The sequence below is a fragment of the Roseibium sp. RKSG952 genome (assembly GCF_009711355.1).
Genome location: NZ_SMMF01000919.1, coordinates 17,974 through 31,859 on the forward strand (window position 1 = coordinate 17,974; position 13,886 = coordinate 31,859).

The following is a 13,886-nucleotide window of genomic DNA, read 5'->3' on the forward strand; positions in this document are numbered from 1 at the left end:
CTCCAATCAGAGTTTTCCTTCAAAAACGTCGCCATGACAGCCTCGTTTTCAGCATTCAGCATTGAACAGGTTGCATAGGCCAGTGTTCCATCCCGCTTCAGCAAAACAGAAGCTGTCTCAAGGATCCTTATTTGGATTGAAAACAACTCCTTCAGTTGCTCCGCAGTCAAAGACCACTTGCCCGCAGGTGCGCGACGCCACGACCCGCTTCCGGAACACGGCACGTCTGTAAGCACAAGATCGAAGGGAGCTTTCTTTTCAACGTCATCACTGGTCAACACGGAGATGTTTGCCCCCGCGCGCTGGGCGCGCGCAGGCAGATCGCGCATACGCCCTGGATTGGCATCATGGGCATAAACCTGAACGCCCTTATGTGCGGCCAATGCCAGCGCTTTACCACCACCACCCGCGCAGTAGTCCAAGACACGCATGCCAGGTTGCAAGGGCAATGCGGCAACGACCGCCTGACTGGCCGCGTCCTGCAGTTCAACCAACCCTTGTGTATAGGCACGGCATTGTGAGATTTTTCGTGTGCCCACTGTCACCTCAAGCGCGGTATCGCACGCTGGGTGTTCAACAGCGGTAATGCCATCGGCCTCAAGCAAATCTATTGCTTCCGCTACATCCGTTTTGGCAACATTTACACGCAAGTGAACAGGCGCTCTGTTCTGCAGTGCCATTGCGGCTGCCTCCGCCTCTTCCCCAAGCGACTGCTTGAATTCCGGCCAGAGCCAGTCAGGGATGTCATAGCGCTCTGCATCGCTGATGAACTCACGCGCATTCTCGGTACCATCAACTGGCTCCGGCGCGTACCGTTCCCCCGAGAACAAGACACTCGGGTCGGTCCCTGCAGCACGTACCGAGCCAAGCATGAGCCCTCGGCCAGTCCCTGCTCCACCCTGCGCGGCGAAGGATCGCTTGTGCCGTAGTGCATCAAAAACATGATCACGGATGGCCGCCCGATCCTTGGACCCAGCAAACCGGCTGCGACGTGCCCAACCTGTCAACGCCTTCTCTACCGGCGCTCCGGCAAGAATATCGTCAAGAATTTCGATCGAGGCCTGAACACGCGCGGCAGGGGTCATTGCAATTCCCTAGTTTGAATTAATCCTGAACCGGATGGATCCGACATTCATAACGCAAAACGGCGCCCCGGTTGGAGCGCCGCATTTACTTTCACATGGCTCACATTACCCGATAGTTCGGGCTTTCACGCGTGATCTGAACGTCATGCACGTGGCTTTCTTTCAAGCCAGCGCCAGTGATTTTGACAAAGTTACAGTTGCGGCGCATTTCGTCCACTGTTGCACATCCGGTGTATCCCATTGCAGCACGCAATCCACCAACGAGCTGATGAATAACTGCACTGGCTGAACCTTTATAAGGCACCTGCCCCTCGATACCTTCAGGAACCAGTTTGTCGTTGGCCGCATCCTTTTGGAAATAACGATCCGCAGACCCCCGAGCCATTGCTCCAAGGCTGCCCATACCGCGATAGGATTTGAACGAACGGCCTTGATACAGGATCACCTCCCCCGGGCTTTCATCCGTTCCTGCAATCATCGAACCCACCATGGCACAGGAAGCGCCCGCAGCGATGGCCTTGGCGAAATCGCCCGAGAACTTGATGCCGCCATCAGCGATGACCGGCACATCACCCGCGGCTGCCGCACAGTCCATAATCGCGGTTAACTGAGGCACACCGACACCGGCAACCATTCGGGTTGTGCAGATCGAGCCAGGACCAATACCCACTTTGATCGCATCCGCGCCTGCATCGATAAGCGCTTTCGCAGCATCTCCGGTTGCAACGTTGCCAGCAATGATCTGCACTTCGTTCGAAAGCGTTTTCACTCGTTTCACCGCATCCAGAACACCCTGCGAATGTCCATGAGCCGTATCGACGACAATGATGTCAGCGCCCGAGTCTACCAGCAGTTCCGAACGTTCAAATCCGGCATCACCTACCGAAGTTGCAGCTGCGACCCGCAGACGACCCAAACGGTCTTTGCAAGCAGTTGGGTTCAGAACAGCCTGTTCGGTGTCTTTCAAGGTCAGAAGACCGGTCAACTTGCCTTCGGCGTCGACCACCAGCAGCTTTTCAATACGGCGGGCCTTCATCAGGCTCTTGGCTTCTTCAAGATCCGCAGGTTCACGCAGCATCGCCAGATTGTCAGTCGTCATCATGGCTTTGATCGGAGTGTCATCAGATGTCGCGAACCGCATGTCACGGTTTGTGACGATGCCCAGAACCCGACCATCGTCTTCAACGACTGGGAAACCCGTGAAATTGTAGCGCTGAACCAACGCCTTGGCGTCAGCCAACGTCTGATCCGCCCGCAGTGTGACGGGGTTGTAAACGATGCCGGATTCAAAGCGTTTGACACGCCGTACTTCGCGCGATTGCTCTTCAGCGGACAGGTTCTTGTGGATGACCCCGATACCGCCAGCCTGCGCCATGGCAATCGCCATTCTCGCCTCGGTCACCGTATCCATTGCCGAGCTGAGCAAAGGGATATTCATGGTGATTTCACGCGTCACGCGCGTTGCGGTATCCGCCGTCGTCGGCAGCACCGACGAAGCCGCCGGAACCAATAGAACGTCGTCAAAGGTGAGTGCCTCACGAATCTGCATCTGATTACCCCATGCAAAAGCCCGTTTGGCGGTGACCCTATTACATGGATTCAGCCGAAGGAAAAGCCCCTGAACCCAAGTTGTTTCGGGCTGCGCGCTGATGCCACGGCGGAAAACGACGCAAGCTGCCTAAAACGTGCCGCTGAATGCCCTTTCCCTTTGCGCACAAACCCATATCTTGCGCGGCATACGCGCGAATACAAAAGGCAGGCCGATCATGACCACCGACCCCCTTGTCGTCTTTACTCCCTCGGGCAAACGCGGGCACTTCCCCGTCGGCACACCGATTCTGACTGCGGCCCGTCAATTGGGCGTTGATCTGGATTCGGTTTGTGGCGGACGCGGCATTTGCTCGAAATGCCAGATCACGCCCAGCTTTGGTGAATTCCCCAAACATGGTGTCACCGTCGCCGAAGATGCCCTGAGTGAGTGGAACGCTGTCGAGCAGCGATATGATGACAAGCGCGGCCTGAAACCTGGGCGTCGGCTTGGCTGTCAGGCGACAGTTCAGGGTGATGTCGTCATCGATGTTCCGCCCGAAAGCCAGGTGCATCGTCAGGTCGTCCGCAAGGCAGCAGCGGCGCGCGCGATCACCATGGACCCGGCAACCCGTCTGTATTTTGTCGTAGTGGAAGAGCCCGACATGCACTCTCCCACTGGCGATCTGGAGCGTCTGGAGCGTGCCCTGCGCGAGCAGTGGAAGATCGAGGCCGTAACCGCTGACCTTTCACTGATGTCAAAGCTGCAGCCCGTTCTGCGTAAAGGCAAATGGGAAGTCACCGTCGCAGTCCACAAGGGCCACAAGGACGAAGTGGCCAAGGTCGTCGAAATCTGGCCCGGCCTTCATGAACATGGGCTCTACGGTCTGGCCATCGACCTGGGCTCGACCACCATCGCTGCTCACCTGACTGATCTGGAAACCGGAGAGGTTAAGGCATCCTCCGGTCTGATGAACCCGCAGATCCGCTTTGGCGAAGACCTCATGAGCCGCGTTTCGTACTCGATGATGAACCCCGGCGGCGACCAAGAGATGACGAAGGCCGTCCGCGAGGCCATCAACGACCTGACGACTTCGATCGCAGACGAGGCGGAGATTGATGCGGAACTGATCGTCGAAACGGTTTTCGTCTGTAACCCGGTCATGCACCACCTCCTGCTGGGCCTGGACCCGGTAGAATTGGGTCAGGCGCCGTTTGCTCTGGCGACGTCGGAAAGCATGTCCCTGCCCGCGCGCGAGATGGACCTGACCAACATGAACCCGCGCGCGCAGGTCTACATCCTGCCCTGTATCGCGGGTCATGTAGGAGCTGACTGTGCCGCGGTTGCGTTGTCCGAGGAACCCGGCAAATCCGAAGATCTTGTCTTGATCGTAGATGTGGGCACAAACGCTGAAATTCTGCTTGGCAACACCAGCCGTGTTCTGGCCTGCTCTTCACCCACAGGCCCTGCGTTCGAAGGTGCCCAGATCAGTTCGGGTCAACGCGCCGCCCCCGGGGCGATTGAGCGGATCGAAATCGATCCGGTAACTAAAGAGCCGCGGTTCCGGATTATCGGCTCGGAAAGATGGTCGGACGAAGTAGGATTCGATCAGGATGTCGCGACAACCGGTATCACTGGCATTTGTGGATCGGGCATCATCGAAGCCGTCGCCGAAATGCGTATCGCAGGCCTGTTGGACGAAAGTGGGCTGATCGGATCGGCCGAGCAAACCGGTACGTCTCGCTCAGTTCCCGAAGGGCGCACCCATTCCTACCTGATCCACGACGCAAGCGCCGAAGGTGGTCCGCGCATTACCGTCACTCAAGGTGACATTCGTGCAATTCAGCTCGCGAAATCAGCGCTTTATGCCGGTGCACGGCTGCTGATGGATGAGATGGAAGTGGACAAGGTGGACCGCGTGGTACTGGCGGGTGCTTTCGGTGCCCACATCTCGACCAAACATGCGATGGTGTTGGGAATGATCCCAGACGCCCCATTGGACAAGGTTTCCAGCGCAGGGAATGCGGCGGGAACGGGTGCGCGGATCGCGCTCTGCAACATCTCAGCTCGCGCTGAAATCGAGCGTGTCGTTCGGGAAATCACCAAAGTTGAAACCGCAATCGAGCCTAAGTTCCAGGATCATTTCGTGGCCGCCAACGCTATCCCGCACAAAACCGATCCGTTTCCGGAACTGGCGCAGGTGGTTACTTTGCCAAATCCGAGCTTTAACACGGGCGGAGATCAGGAAAATTCTGGCCGTCGCCGTCGCAGAAGGTCATAGTCGGGCCAACCACAGGAGGCCCGTATGCAGACAGTGAACGAAGAACAAGCCGAATACTGGGGCAAGTCGGCATCAGGCGCAAAATGGCTGACCTACGAAGATCAGCTTGATCACCTGATGTCCCCCGTACTTGAACTGGTGCTTGATCGTGCCGGTCTGCAAACGGGCATGCGTGTGCTCGATGTCGGCTGCGGTACTGGCGTTAGCTCGATTGCTGCAGCAAAACAGGTCGGCGAAAGCGGACATGTGCTGGCCGCAGATATATCCGAGCCATTTCTTGATCGCGCCCGAACCCGTGCGTCAGATCAGGAATTGAACAATATCACATTCCAGTATGCTGATGCGCAAACGCATGATTTTGCTGAAGGCAATCGGGATGCTGCAATTTCACGCTTTGGTGTCATGTTCTTTGAAGACTCCGTAGCCGCCTTTTCAAACATGGCCCGCGCGTTGAAGCCCGGTGGCCAGATGACATTCGCGGCTTGGGGACCCCTGGCAGACAATCCGTGGTTCAAGATTCCACATATCGCGGCAACCTCTCGCCTCGGACACCCGCCTAAAGTTGACCGTTTTGCCCCCGGCCCTCTGGCGTTTCACGATATCGATCACGTAACGGGCATGATGACCGAAGCTGGACTTTCCGATGTTCAGGCAGACGCCGTGCCACTTGGATTGAGGGGCATTGGCTCGGTTCGGGATTCGGCCATTCTTTGTACACGCGTTGGTCCCGCAGCGCGGGTTATCTCGCACTTTGATGGAACGTCAGCAGATGTGCATGCCATTCAGGAAGGCGTTGCAGACGCGTTCAGTTCCTTTGAAAATGGGCAGGATCTGAAAATACCTGCTGTGATCAACTTGTTTCAGGCGCGCAGATCAACCTGGTCAAGTTGGAGCGGGTAGCGGGAATCGAACCCGCGCGTTCAGCTTGGGAAGCTGACAGGCTACCATTACATCATACCCGCCGCGCCGGACTGAATATCATCACTCTCAGAACGTGAGCAAGAGCTTTCAAACTTTGTGACCCACCCATGGAAACAAAAAAAGGCCGGATCATTGATCCGGCCTTTTGTGTGATTTAGTTCAAAATTATCAGGCGCGACGGCGACGTCCGCCACCACGGCGTCCACGTGCACCCTCACCTTCGGCACCAGCCGCTTCAGGCGCTTTGTTGAACCGGATCCACTCACCGCCATGCGGGTCGTTGTTGGTCAGCAGGTTGGCGGCGCGAATGGCCTCCATTTCCTTACCCGCACGCGGCTTGGTTGAACCCAGGCCAAACATCTGAACGAAGGTTTCGTCGTCCATGCCTTCGGGCAGGATGATACCCGCTGCAGCAACGGCCTCTTTCTTCTCGGCGATCTTCTTCTGAGTGGTCGGCAATGCGACCGGGTTCATGATCGCAGACGTCATGCCAGCGCCCATTGCCATCGGCAGGAAGGCGTTGTTGATGCCATGACGGTTGGGCAGACCGAACGAGATGTTGGAGGCACCACAAGTGGTGTTTACACCCAGCTCTTCCCGCAGACGACGGACCAGCGCAAACACCTGCTGGCCAGCAGTTGCCATTGCGCCGATTGGCATGACCAACGGGTCAACCACGATGTCATGGGCCGGAATACCGTAATCAGCGGCACGCTCAACGATAGTTTTCGCAACTGCAAAACGCACATCCGGGTCTTCCGAGATGCCGGTGTCGTCGTTCGAGATCGCCACAACCGGTACGTTGTATTTCTTGACCAGTGGAAGAACCATCTCAAGGCGTTCTTCTTCACCGGTGACCGAGTTCAGCAGCGGACGGCCCTCTGCAGCAGCCAGACCGGCCTCCAGCGCACCCGGAACCGACGAGTCGATGCACAGCGGCACATCGACAAGACCCTGAACCAGCTCGACGATCTTGGTCATCAGCGGTGGCTCGGTCTCGTTCGGGTTGGGGTTCGAGTTGTAAACTACCCCTGCGTTGATATCCAGAACGGTCGCGCCTGCGGCTACCTGAGCCAGCGCGTCTTTCTCAACGGTCGAGAAATCGCCCGCTTCCAGCTCTGCAGCCAGCTTTTTACGGCCGGTGGGGTTGATCCGCTCACCGATTACGCAAAACGGCTCATCAAAGCCCAGAACGGCGGTTTTTGTTTTTGATTCTACGACTGTACGGGTCATGTCCGTTCCTTAGGAGTTTACAGGCTTTGCCGAGGCGCCGCCGTTGTTGATTGCCCAGTTGGCATTGGTCTTGATGCCGCCAAGCGGGAAGAAGTGTACATTGGTGATGTTGAAGTCCGGATTGGCCGCTTTGTGGTTGGCCAGTTCGGTAATCACGTCGGTCGGCTCATACGGCAGCAACAGCTTGGAGACATCCATTGCGCGCTTCTGCAGAACCTTCAGCGACGGACCAACACCGCAAGCAATGGCGAACTTGATCAGAGTCTGCAGCTTGGCCGGACCCGCGATGCCGATATGCACCGGAATATCGATGCCCGCTTCTTTCAGACTATCAGCCCATTCGATGATCGGTTTGGCATCGAAAGCGAACTGAGTCGCCAGAGCCATCTCCGCATCGGTAGTCTCGTTGAACTTCTGCTTCCAGCGCAGCGCTTCGTCGACGTTCTTGGTCGAGCCGTCTGGGTCAATGTCTTTGTTGCCCTCGGGGTGACCCGCTACGTGCAGACGCTTGAATCCTGCCTTATCGAACAGGCCACTTTCCAGCAACTGCATCGAGCTGTCGAACTCGCCATGCGGCTTGGCAACGCCACCAGCCAGCAGCAGAGCCTGATCTACGCCCGCTTCGCCCTGATACATGGAAATCCAGTTTTCCAGGGTCGCAGCGTCCTTGATGATCCGCGCCGGGAAGTGCGGCATGACCGGATAACCTTCATCCGCGATCCGCTTGGCGGTCTTGACCATGTCCTCGATGGGCGTGCCTTCGATATGGGCGATGTAGACGCGGGTTCCTTCGGGCAGCAGCGCGCGGAAGTCTTCGACCTTTTCGACGGTGCGTGGCATCACCTCAATCGAGTAGCCCTGCAAAAAGGCTTCGACGGTCGGATTCACAGGGCCGTTTTCAACGGCATCACGTTTCTTGAAGTTCAGCAAAGCCATTGCGGCCTCCCATATAGATCTTGGGCTCATGCCCAACCGTCGTTGGCGATCAGGGTTTTGACACGTTCCTGATCATACTCCGTTTCCAAACGCACCGCTTCTGCCTCGGCAATCTCTGCCGGGTCGCCATCGACCACAAAGGGCTCGGCCTTGCGCCATTCGGCCAGGTAGGCATCACTGTCCTTGGCATTCACCTTCATGGCAGCCCGGTCGATCGCTTGCTCGAACCGTTCCTCCAATTGCCGCTTGGCCCCGCGCCGGCCTTTGCCGACGATGACCTGAGCGGGAATGTCGCGCCAATATACGATTGTGACGTCAGGCATCCTGTTTGATTCCTCCTAGCCAGATGAGCCGGTTCTAAACTTCTATGTGGGCTTCAGTCGGTCGAATTTCGACACCCGACATATTCACAGCGACGTTTTTAGCCCACGACGGGATACCGAGCTTTTACCTGACTGCTTTACAAAAGCGCACATCAAAATCCTCATGACTTTAATGAGCGTCTTGCGTGATCGAAATGCGCGACCTATGGTCAGGGTAACTCGAAAATCGGAGGGCGTTGAAGATGGCGCCCAAGCGTCCCAAAGGTGCGGGCGCGTTCCCGAAGGCGGTCGAAAGCCCCGCGCCGGCAAGACCCGATCCGGATGCATTATATGCGGCACTGGATCTGGGGACAAATAGCTGCCGCATGTTGATAGCCCAGCCCAAGGGCAGCGGGTTCCATGTGGTAGATAGTTTTTCCAAGTCCGTGCAATTGGGCGCTGGCCTGGAGAGGACCGGACGATTGTCACGGTCATCGATGTCGCGCACCATTCAGGCGCTACGAATCTGCCAGCAAAAGCTCAAGCGGAATAAAGTCAGACGCATGCGACTGGTCGCAACCGAAGCATGCCGCCGCGCCAAGAATTCTCGCGACTTTATCCGGCAGGTCAAACGCGAAACCGGTCTGACTTTAGAGATTATCCAACCCGAAGAAGAAGCCCGTCTGGCAGTGATTTCCTGCGCGCCGCTGGTTTCCACCAAAACCGAGCAGCTTCTGGTCGTTGATATCGGTGGTGGTTCAACCGAATTGGTCTGGATCGATATCTCGTCGGTACCGCGCCGGGATCGTCCACCGGCGATCATGCGCCTGCATAACGGGTTTCATACTGCAGACAGTCCTTTCCCTGCGGCAAAGGTTGTCGATTGGATCAGCGTCCCCTTGGGCGTGGCAACACTGCGCGACCAGTTCAATGACGTCGAAGACGACTCAGCGCGTTTTGCCCTGATGAGCTGGTTCTTTGAGGAAAACCTCGCGGATTTTGCGCCTTACAAGGACGAACAGGCCCGCGAAGGGTTTCAGATTGTCGGAACCAGCGGCACCGTGACCACTGTTGCAGCCTCACATCTCGGCCTAAAACGCTACGACCGCACCAAAGTGGACGGTCTGCGCATGACCAGTGATCAGATCGACAAAGTCATACGAGGGTATCTGGAACTCGGCCCTCAGGGTCGGCGTCGTGATCCGCGTATCGGTGACGACAGGCAGGCCCTGATCATGTCCGGCTCTGCCATTCTACAGGCCTTGTTGCGCTGTTGGCCCACCGACCGTCTCTCTGTAGCGGACCGGGGCCTGCGCGAAGGTCTGCTCTATGCACAGATGAGCGCAGATGGTGTGCTGGAAGATGGACCGTTCTGATTGCCGAGAGCTGACTTCACAATAGTAGCAATCGCCTATCGAACCAGCACAGCTGCCACCACGATCTGCTTCCTCGAAGCCGCAGGATATGATGTTTTTTGCCCAGGATTTAACCTGGTCAATATGGTCCCACACTGGGCATTGGCTATTGGTGGTATTCATATCGCTGTTCCGACTTCACAGGTTTCGGACGCGCGTGAGTTGTTGCTCAGCTTCGAATCCACGTCTCAGGACCGGTCCACTTGTGTATCGCAGATCCTGAATGGTGCGGGCTGGTTGGCGTTTGGCGTTTCTTCTCCGTGGCCAGACCTGATAATAAGGGATTAGACCCTCCTTGTTGCTCCTCCAATAAGGAGGTATGGACCGGTCAACTTTCAGGAGATCAATCGCATGGCAAAGACGCCGAGCGGAAAAAACACCTCAGGCCGTGGGCAGCGCGACCTGAAAGTAAAGGTCAAGACTGCGCGCGGGCGTAAGCTCAGCTCGACCCGTTGGCTCGAGAGGCAGCTGAATGACCCATATGTAAAGCGGGCACAAGTCGAAGGCTATCGCGGACGCGCAGCGTTCAAGATACTGGAATTGGACGAAAAGTTTCGTTTTCTTGTTCCCGGCGCGCGGGTCGTGGACCTGGGCTGTGCCCCTGGTGGCTGGCTGCAAGTGGCCGTTAAGCGGGTCAATGCCCTGGGCGAAAAAAGCGGCAAGCGGATCGGAACGGTTCTGGGCGTCGATCTGCAAGAGGTTGAACCCGTCGCCGGTGCCGAGGTGCATCAGTTGGATTTCATGGAAGATGATGCCGACGTAAAGGTTAAAGACTGGCTTGGCGGCAAAGCTGATGTTGTGATGTCGGATATGGCCGCAGCTTCATCAGGTCACAAACAAACCGACCATTTGCGCATTATCGCACTGTGCGAAACAGCTGCCTATTTTGCATTTGATGTTCTTGAAGAAGGCGGTACCTTTGTTGCCAAGGTTCTGGCTGGTGGCGCCGAAGGCGATCTGCAAAAGTTGCTCAAACAGAAATTTGATAAGGTAGCCAACGTAAAACCCCCAGCCTCCCGCTCGGACAGTTCCGAGAAATTCGTGGTGGCAACAGGTTTTCGAGGCTAAATCAGTCCAGCTCTATCTGTTGATCCGTCAGGCGTTGCTCGCGCAGCGACGCAGATGCATTTCCGATCAGCAACAAGGCATCGCCATGGCTGATGTAGACCGGAGCACGGTCTCGAAGCTCTGCAATCCGCCGGTCAAGCGGTGGTTTTCCAACCGGTTTCGCGTGTAAGGGCTGCTTTACCTTCGTATCCGATATATCTGACATGGATCACCTCTGGCACCGCGGGGTTCTCCCCGTGATCTGATCCATAACTCTGAACTTGGCCGGTAAAGTGGCGCAATCCGGCCAGTTCGGTGCCGTTTCAGGGGCTAAGCTGTAGAGCGAGCTGCTGCAATGCCGGATCATCCGGCAGGATACTCAATCCTTCCTGCAGCACACGCCGCGCCTCTTGCGGGCCACGATTGATCTGCGCCAACTGAACCAGCATAGGCCAAGCTTCTGCCCGTTGCGGATCAAGCGTCACCACCTCGCGAAAAGCCCGCTCTGCAGCAGGGGCATTGCGCAAGTTCAGCGCCATTCCACCTAGAACCAGATGCGTTTCAGGGAAATCGAGGCGGTTTGACATGGTCTGCTGCCACTCGGCCATACCCTGCCCCGCAAGCGCACGCTGATCGTCCGTCAAAGCTTGTCCCGGAATGGTCAGGAACTCCTTGGCGGCTGAGATGCGGACATTCCGCAGCGGATCAGACAGTAGCGGCTCAAGCCGGATGATCCTGTCAGGAAGTGTTGCGGTTCGCTGCAACGCGGCTGCGTTGGCCCGGACCAGAGGATCGGCATCAGACAAAAGTAGCGCGGTTTCATCAGCAATCGTAGGATTGGCAAAAGGCTGCAACAAATACAGGGCTGTGGCACGAACGATACCTGCCTGCGACTTATTCAGGGCGATCTCAAGCAAGTCTGGCGCGCTGTCAGGCTGACCGTTCAATGCAGCACTAAAGCTTGTTCCGTAGTGCGCACTGCGATGCGTCGAGTCAGGAAACCACTCTTCGATTTGCAATGCAGCCCAATCCTGATCCCGGTCCTCATGACAATCCGTGCAGGCATCAACGCCAAGCGCCAAATCTGGTCGCGGCACACGGAAGCTATGATCCCGCCGACCATCGACGCCCATGTAGACCCGCTCAATCATATGACAGCTCTTACACTGAGCCCCATCGCTACCAACCGGGTGATGGTGATGCTCAACGCTGTCATATTCGGCCTTTTTCAAGGTTGGAAACTCCGAGTTTCCAGCCAAAGAATGACATTGGGTACAAATCCCGTTCCCTTCGGCAATCAGCTCACCACTGTGTGGATTGTGACAGTTCATGCAACTGACGCCGCGATCATACATCTTGGACTGCAGGAACGAGCCATAGACATAGACTTCGTCCAGTATCTGCCCGTCAGGATGATACAAACCCGGCCTCATCAGAGCTAAATTGTAGGCATCATGGTAAGGCGTTCCTGGCAGTGGATTACCATCCTCCAACGCTTCTCGCCGGGAGTGACAGCCGGCACATTGCTGTATCTCAGCTTCGACATTGCCCTTGCCCCAACTCATCGCGAACCCGAACTCATCCAACCCATCTGTCGGTGCTTGTCCTGTGACCCAGTCCAGATGCTGAGACGCCGGGCCATGACAGGCCTCGCACCCCACCCCAATCTCGGACTGGCGTGATGTATATTGGCGTTCAACCGGATCATAGTTCTTTTCAAAACCAGTCGCATGGCATTCCGCACAGCGGGCGTTCCAGTTCTTATAGGGACCAGTCCAGTGCAGCCCATCGTCAGGAGGAAGATCCTGATCGGGATAGAGATGCAGCCACCTCTTCTCTTCAGTATCCCATACCACGTCAAAGCTCTGGAGACGTCCCGGCTCGGTTTCAAACAAATACTGCTGTAGCGGCTCAATCCCGACCACTGAGTGCACAGCGTAACCTGTTGTATTGCCGTCTTTTTCGGTGACGTTGGCTACATACTCACCCTCAGGCCTTGTGAATGTGACCGTCATCCCATCATGGGTAAATGAAGTTTCGTCAAAGTCGGCACGAACAGAATTCTCTGATGTTTCGGTCCACGCCTTCGCATGGTGTGACCCTGACCAGGATTGGACCTGTTCATCATGACATTCGATGCAAGTGTCCGAGCCGACATATTCCTGAGCTGCAACTGTAAATGTGCCGGCGGCAAATAGAAAAACTGCCGAGCCGAAGATGTCACCCAAACGGGAACATGCGACCTTGTTCAAAAATGACCTCATTCAATGGCACCATCATTGCCACCTTTTTGCAGGTCCATCAGGGCGCCATTATACTCGGCCCCCAAAATGAGCATGGCCGAGCAAAGATAGAGAAAGATCAAAGCTGCCATGGCGCCTGCAAGTCCGGCGTAGGTTGCACTGTAGGTTGCGAATTGAGCGATATAGATTGAAAAACCCCAGCCCCCAGCAGTCCAGAGGGCGAGCGTTAAGATTACCCCGGGCAAAATCTGCAAAAGGCTGTGCCGTCGTGTAGGAAGGATCAAATGCGCCAACAACACGGTTCCTGCCGGAACAGCCACGGTAAAGGTCCAACGCAACCGATCAACGGAAAACCAATCTGACACATCGACGGTTGTCTTTTCCGACACCAAACGCGTGTAAACTGGTAAAACAACTTCGATCGCGGCGATTGCCAAAATTGCTGCCCCGCCCAAGATGACTAAGACAAAACACAGCAAACGGGTTTTCCAGAACGGCCAACTATCCTTGTCGTGATAGGCTTGGTTCATGGCAAAGCGCACAGCCGCCACTCCGTTTGACGAGAAGTAGATCGCCAGTAAGCCCCCTAACGTAATCACCCCCGACCCGGCACCTTCCAAGACAGCCCTCAATTCGGAAATGATCGGATCTGCAACGTCCTTTGGCCAAGCGCCAAAGATCAATTCTATCAGTTCTTCGGTCACATAGCCTTGCGACAGAGCGCCAGCCAACGCCACGGTGAACAAAACAAACGGAAACAGGGCCATCATCAGTGACATCGCCACATGGCTGCTCATGACAAACCCATTCTTGTCGTTGAACCGGCAAATCGCCAGCCAAAGCGCTTGAACAAAGCGGCCGAAAATAGGAATCATTGGACGAGTCATAACCGGAG

Annotated in this window: 12 protein-coding genes and 1 tRNA gene; 4 read left to right on the forward strand and 9 right to left on the reverse strand. The window is 56.2% G+C overall.

Features of this window, described 5'->3' with window-relative positions:
• The coding region (locus E1297_RS20865; protein WP_155141948.1) for an RsmB/NOP family class I SAM-dependent RNA methyltransferase at window positions 1-1,085 on the reverse strand (1,085 nt) is incomplete at its 3' end.
• A gap of 100 nt (window positions 1,086-1,185) precedes the next feature.
• On the reverse strand, window positions 1,186-2,634 hold the full coding sequence (guaB, locus tag E1297_RS20870; protein WP_155141875.1) for an IMP dehydrogenase: 1,449 nt from the start codon (window positions 2,632-2,634) through the stop codon (window positions 1,186-1,188).
• Window positions 2,635-2,851: 217 nt separating this feature from the next.
• On the opposite strand from guaB, the gene E1297_RS20875 reads away from it, so the two are divergent.
• A complete protein-coding gene (locus E1297_RS20875; protein ID WP_155141877.1) occupies window positions 2,852-4,894 on the forward strand; it encodes an ASKHA domain-containing protein in 2,043 nt (680 codons plus the stop codon).
• Between the two features lie 24 nt (window positions 4,895-4,918).
• Window positions 4,919-5,794, forward strand: coding sequence for a class I SAM-dependent methyltransferase (locus E1297_RS20880; RefSeq protein ID WP_155141879.1), 876 nt, complete (start codon window positions 4,919-4,921; stop codon window positions 5,792-5,794).
• Here the strand turns inward: E1297_RS20880 and E1297_RS20885 are convergent.
• The 4 genes from E1297_RS20885 to E1297_RS20900 form a co-directional block, all read right to left on the reverse strand.
• Window positions 5,783-5,856, reverse strand: a tRNA-Gly gene (locus tag E1297_RS20885). The genes E1297_RS20880 and E1297_RS20885 overlap by 12 nt on opposite strands.
• A 127-nt stretch (window positions 5,857-5,983) precedes the next feature.
• A complete protein-coding gene (locus E1297_RS20890) occupies window positions 5,984-7,048 on the reverse strand; it encodes a methyltetrahydrofolate cobalamin methyltransferase (RefSeq protein WP_155141881.1) in 1,065 nt (354 codons plus the stop codon).
• A gap of 9 nt (window positions 7,049-7,057) precedes the next feature.
• Complete coding sequence (locus E1297_RS20895; protein WP_155141883.1) at window positions 7,058-7,984, reverse strand: methylenetetrahydrofolate reductase; 927 nt, start codon at window positions 7,982-7,984, stop codon at window positions 7,058-7,060.
• 26 nt (window positions 7,985-8,010) lie between these two features.
• Window positions 8,011-8,307, reverse strand: coding sequence for a virulence factor (locus E1297_RS20900; protein WP_155141885.1), 297 nt, complete (start codon window positions 8,305-8,307; stop codon window positions 8,011-8,013).
• A 242-nt stretch (window positions 8,308-8,549) separates the two neighbouring features.
• Between E1297_RS20900 and E1297_RS20905 the strand changes: the two genes are divergently transcribed.
• Both E1297_RS20905 and E1297_RS20910 read left to right on the forward strand, forming a co-directional pair.
• Complete coding sequence (locus E1297_RS20905; RefSeq protein ID WP_155141887.1) at window positions 8,550-9,662, forward strand: Ppx/GppA phosphatase family protein; 1,113 nt, start codon at window positions 8,550-8,552, stop codon at window positions 9,660-9,662.
• 390 nt (window positions 9,663-10,052) lie between these two features.
• Window positions 10,053-10,769, forward strand: coding sequence for an RlmE family RNA methyltransferase (locus E1297_RS20910; RefSeq protein WP_155141889.1), 717 nt, complete (start codon window positions 10,053-10,055; stop codon window positions 10,767-10,769).
• 1 nt (window position 10,770) lies between these two features.
• On the opposite strand, the gene E1297_RS20915 is transcribed toward E1297_RS20910, so the two are convergent.
• From E1297_RS20915 to E1297_RS20925, 3 genes are all read right to left on the reverse strand, one after another.
• Complete coding sequence (locus E1297_RS20915) at window positions 10,771-10,974, reverse strand: hypothetical protein (protein ID WP_155141891.1); 204 nt, start codon at window positions 10,972-10,974, stop codon at window positions 10,771-10,773.
• 97 nt (window positions 10,975-11,071) lie between these two features.
• Window positions 11,072-13,012: a multiheme c-type cytochrome gene (locus E1297_RS20920; protein WP_155141893.1), complete on the reverse strand. Its 1,941-nt coding sequence runs from the start codon at window positions 13,010-13,012 to the stop codon at window positions 11,072-11,074.
• Window positions 13,009-13,866 carry a YihY/virulence factor BrkB family protein gene (locus E1297_RS20925; protein WP_209015901.1) on the reverse strand — a complete coding sequence of 286 codons (858 nt, stop codon included), beginning with the start codon at window positions 13,864-13,866 and terminating at the stop codon, window positions 13,009-13,011. The genes E1297_RS20920 and E1297_RS20925 overlap by 4 nt, the downstream gene beginning before the upstream one ends.
• Window positions 13,867-13,886: the final 20 nt, after the last annotated feature.

Coding starts and splice junctions, on each gene's coding strand:
- E1297_RS20910 (WP_155141889.1), top strand. CDS start 10,053: ATGGCAAAGACGCCGAGCGGAAAAAACACCTCAGGCCGTGGGCAGCGC.
- E1297_RS20875 (WP_155141877.1), top strand. CDS start 2,852: ATGACCACCGACCCCCTTGTCGTCTTTACTCCCTCGGGCAAACGCGGG.
- guaB (WP_155141875.1), bottom strand. CDS start 2,634: ATGCAGATTCGTGAGGCACTCACCTTTGACGACGTTCTATTGGTTCCG.
- E1297_RS20915 (WP_155141891.1), bottom strand. CDS start 10,974: ATGTCAGATATATCGGATACGAAGGTAAAGCAGCCCTTACACGCGAAA.
- E1297_RS20890 (WP_155141881.1), bottom strand. CDS start 7,048: ATGACCCGTACAGTCGTAGAATCAAAAACAAAAACCGCCGTTCTGGGC.
- E1297_RS20900 (WP_155141885.1), bottom strand. CDS start 8,307: ATGCCTGACGTCACAATCGTATATTGGCGCGACATTCCCGCTCAGGTC.
- E1297_RS20905 (WP_155141887.1), top strand. CDS start 8,550: ATGGCGCCCAAGCGTCCCAAAGGTGCGGGCGCGTTCCCGAAGGCGGTC.
- E1297_RS20880 (WP_155141879.1), top strand. CDS start 4,919: ATGCAGACAGTGAACGAAGAACAAGCCGAATACTGGGGCAAGTCGGCA.
- E1297_RS20920 (WP_155141893.1), bottom strand. CDS start 13,012: ATGAGGTCATTTTTGAACAAGGTCGCATGTTCCCGTTTGGGTGACATC.
- E1297_RS20925 (WP_209015901.1), bottom strand. CDS start 13,866: ATGATTCCTATTTTCGGCCGCTTTGTTCAAGCGCTTTGGCTGGCGATT.
- E1297_RS20895 (WP_155141883.1), bottom strand. CDS start 7,984: ATGGCTTTGCTGAACTTCAAGAAACGTGATGCCGTTGAAAACGGCCCT.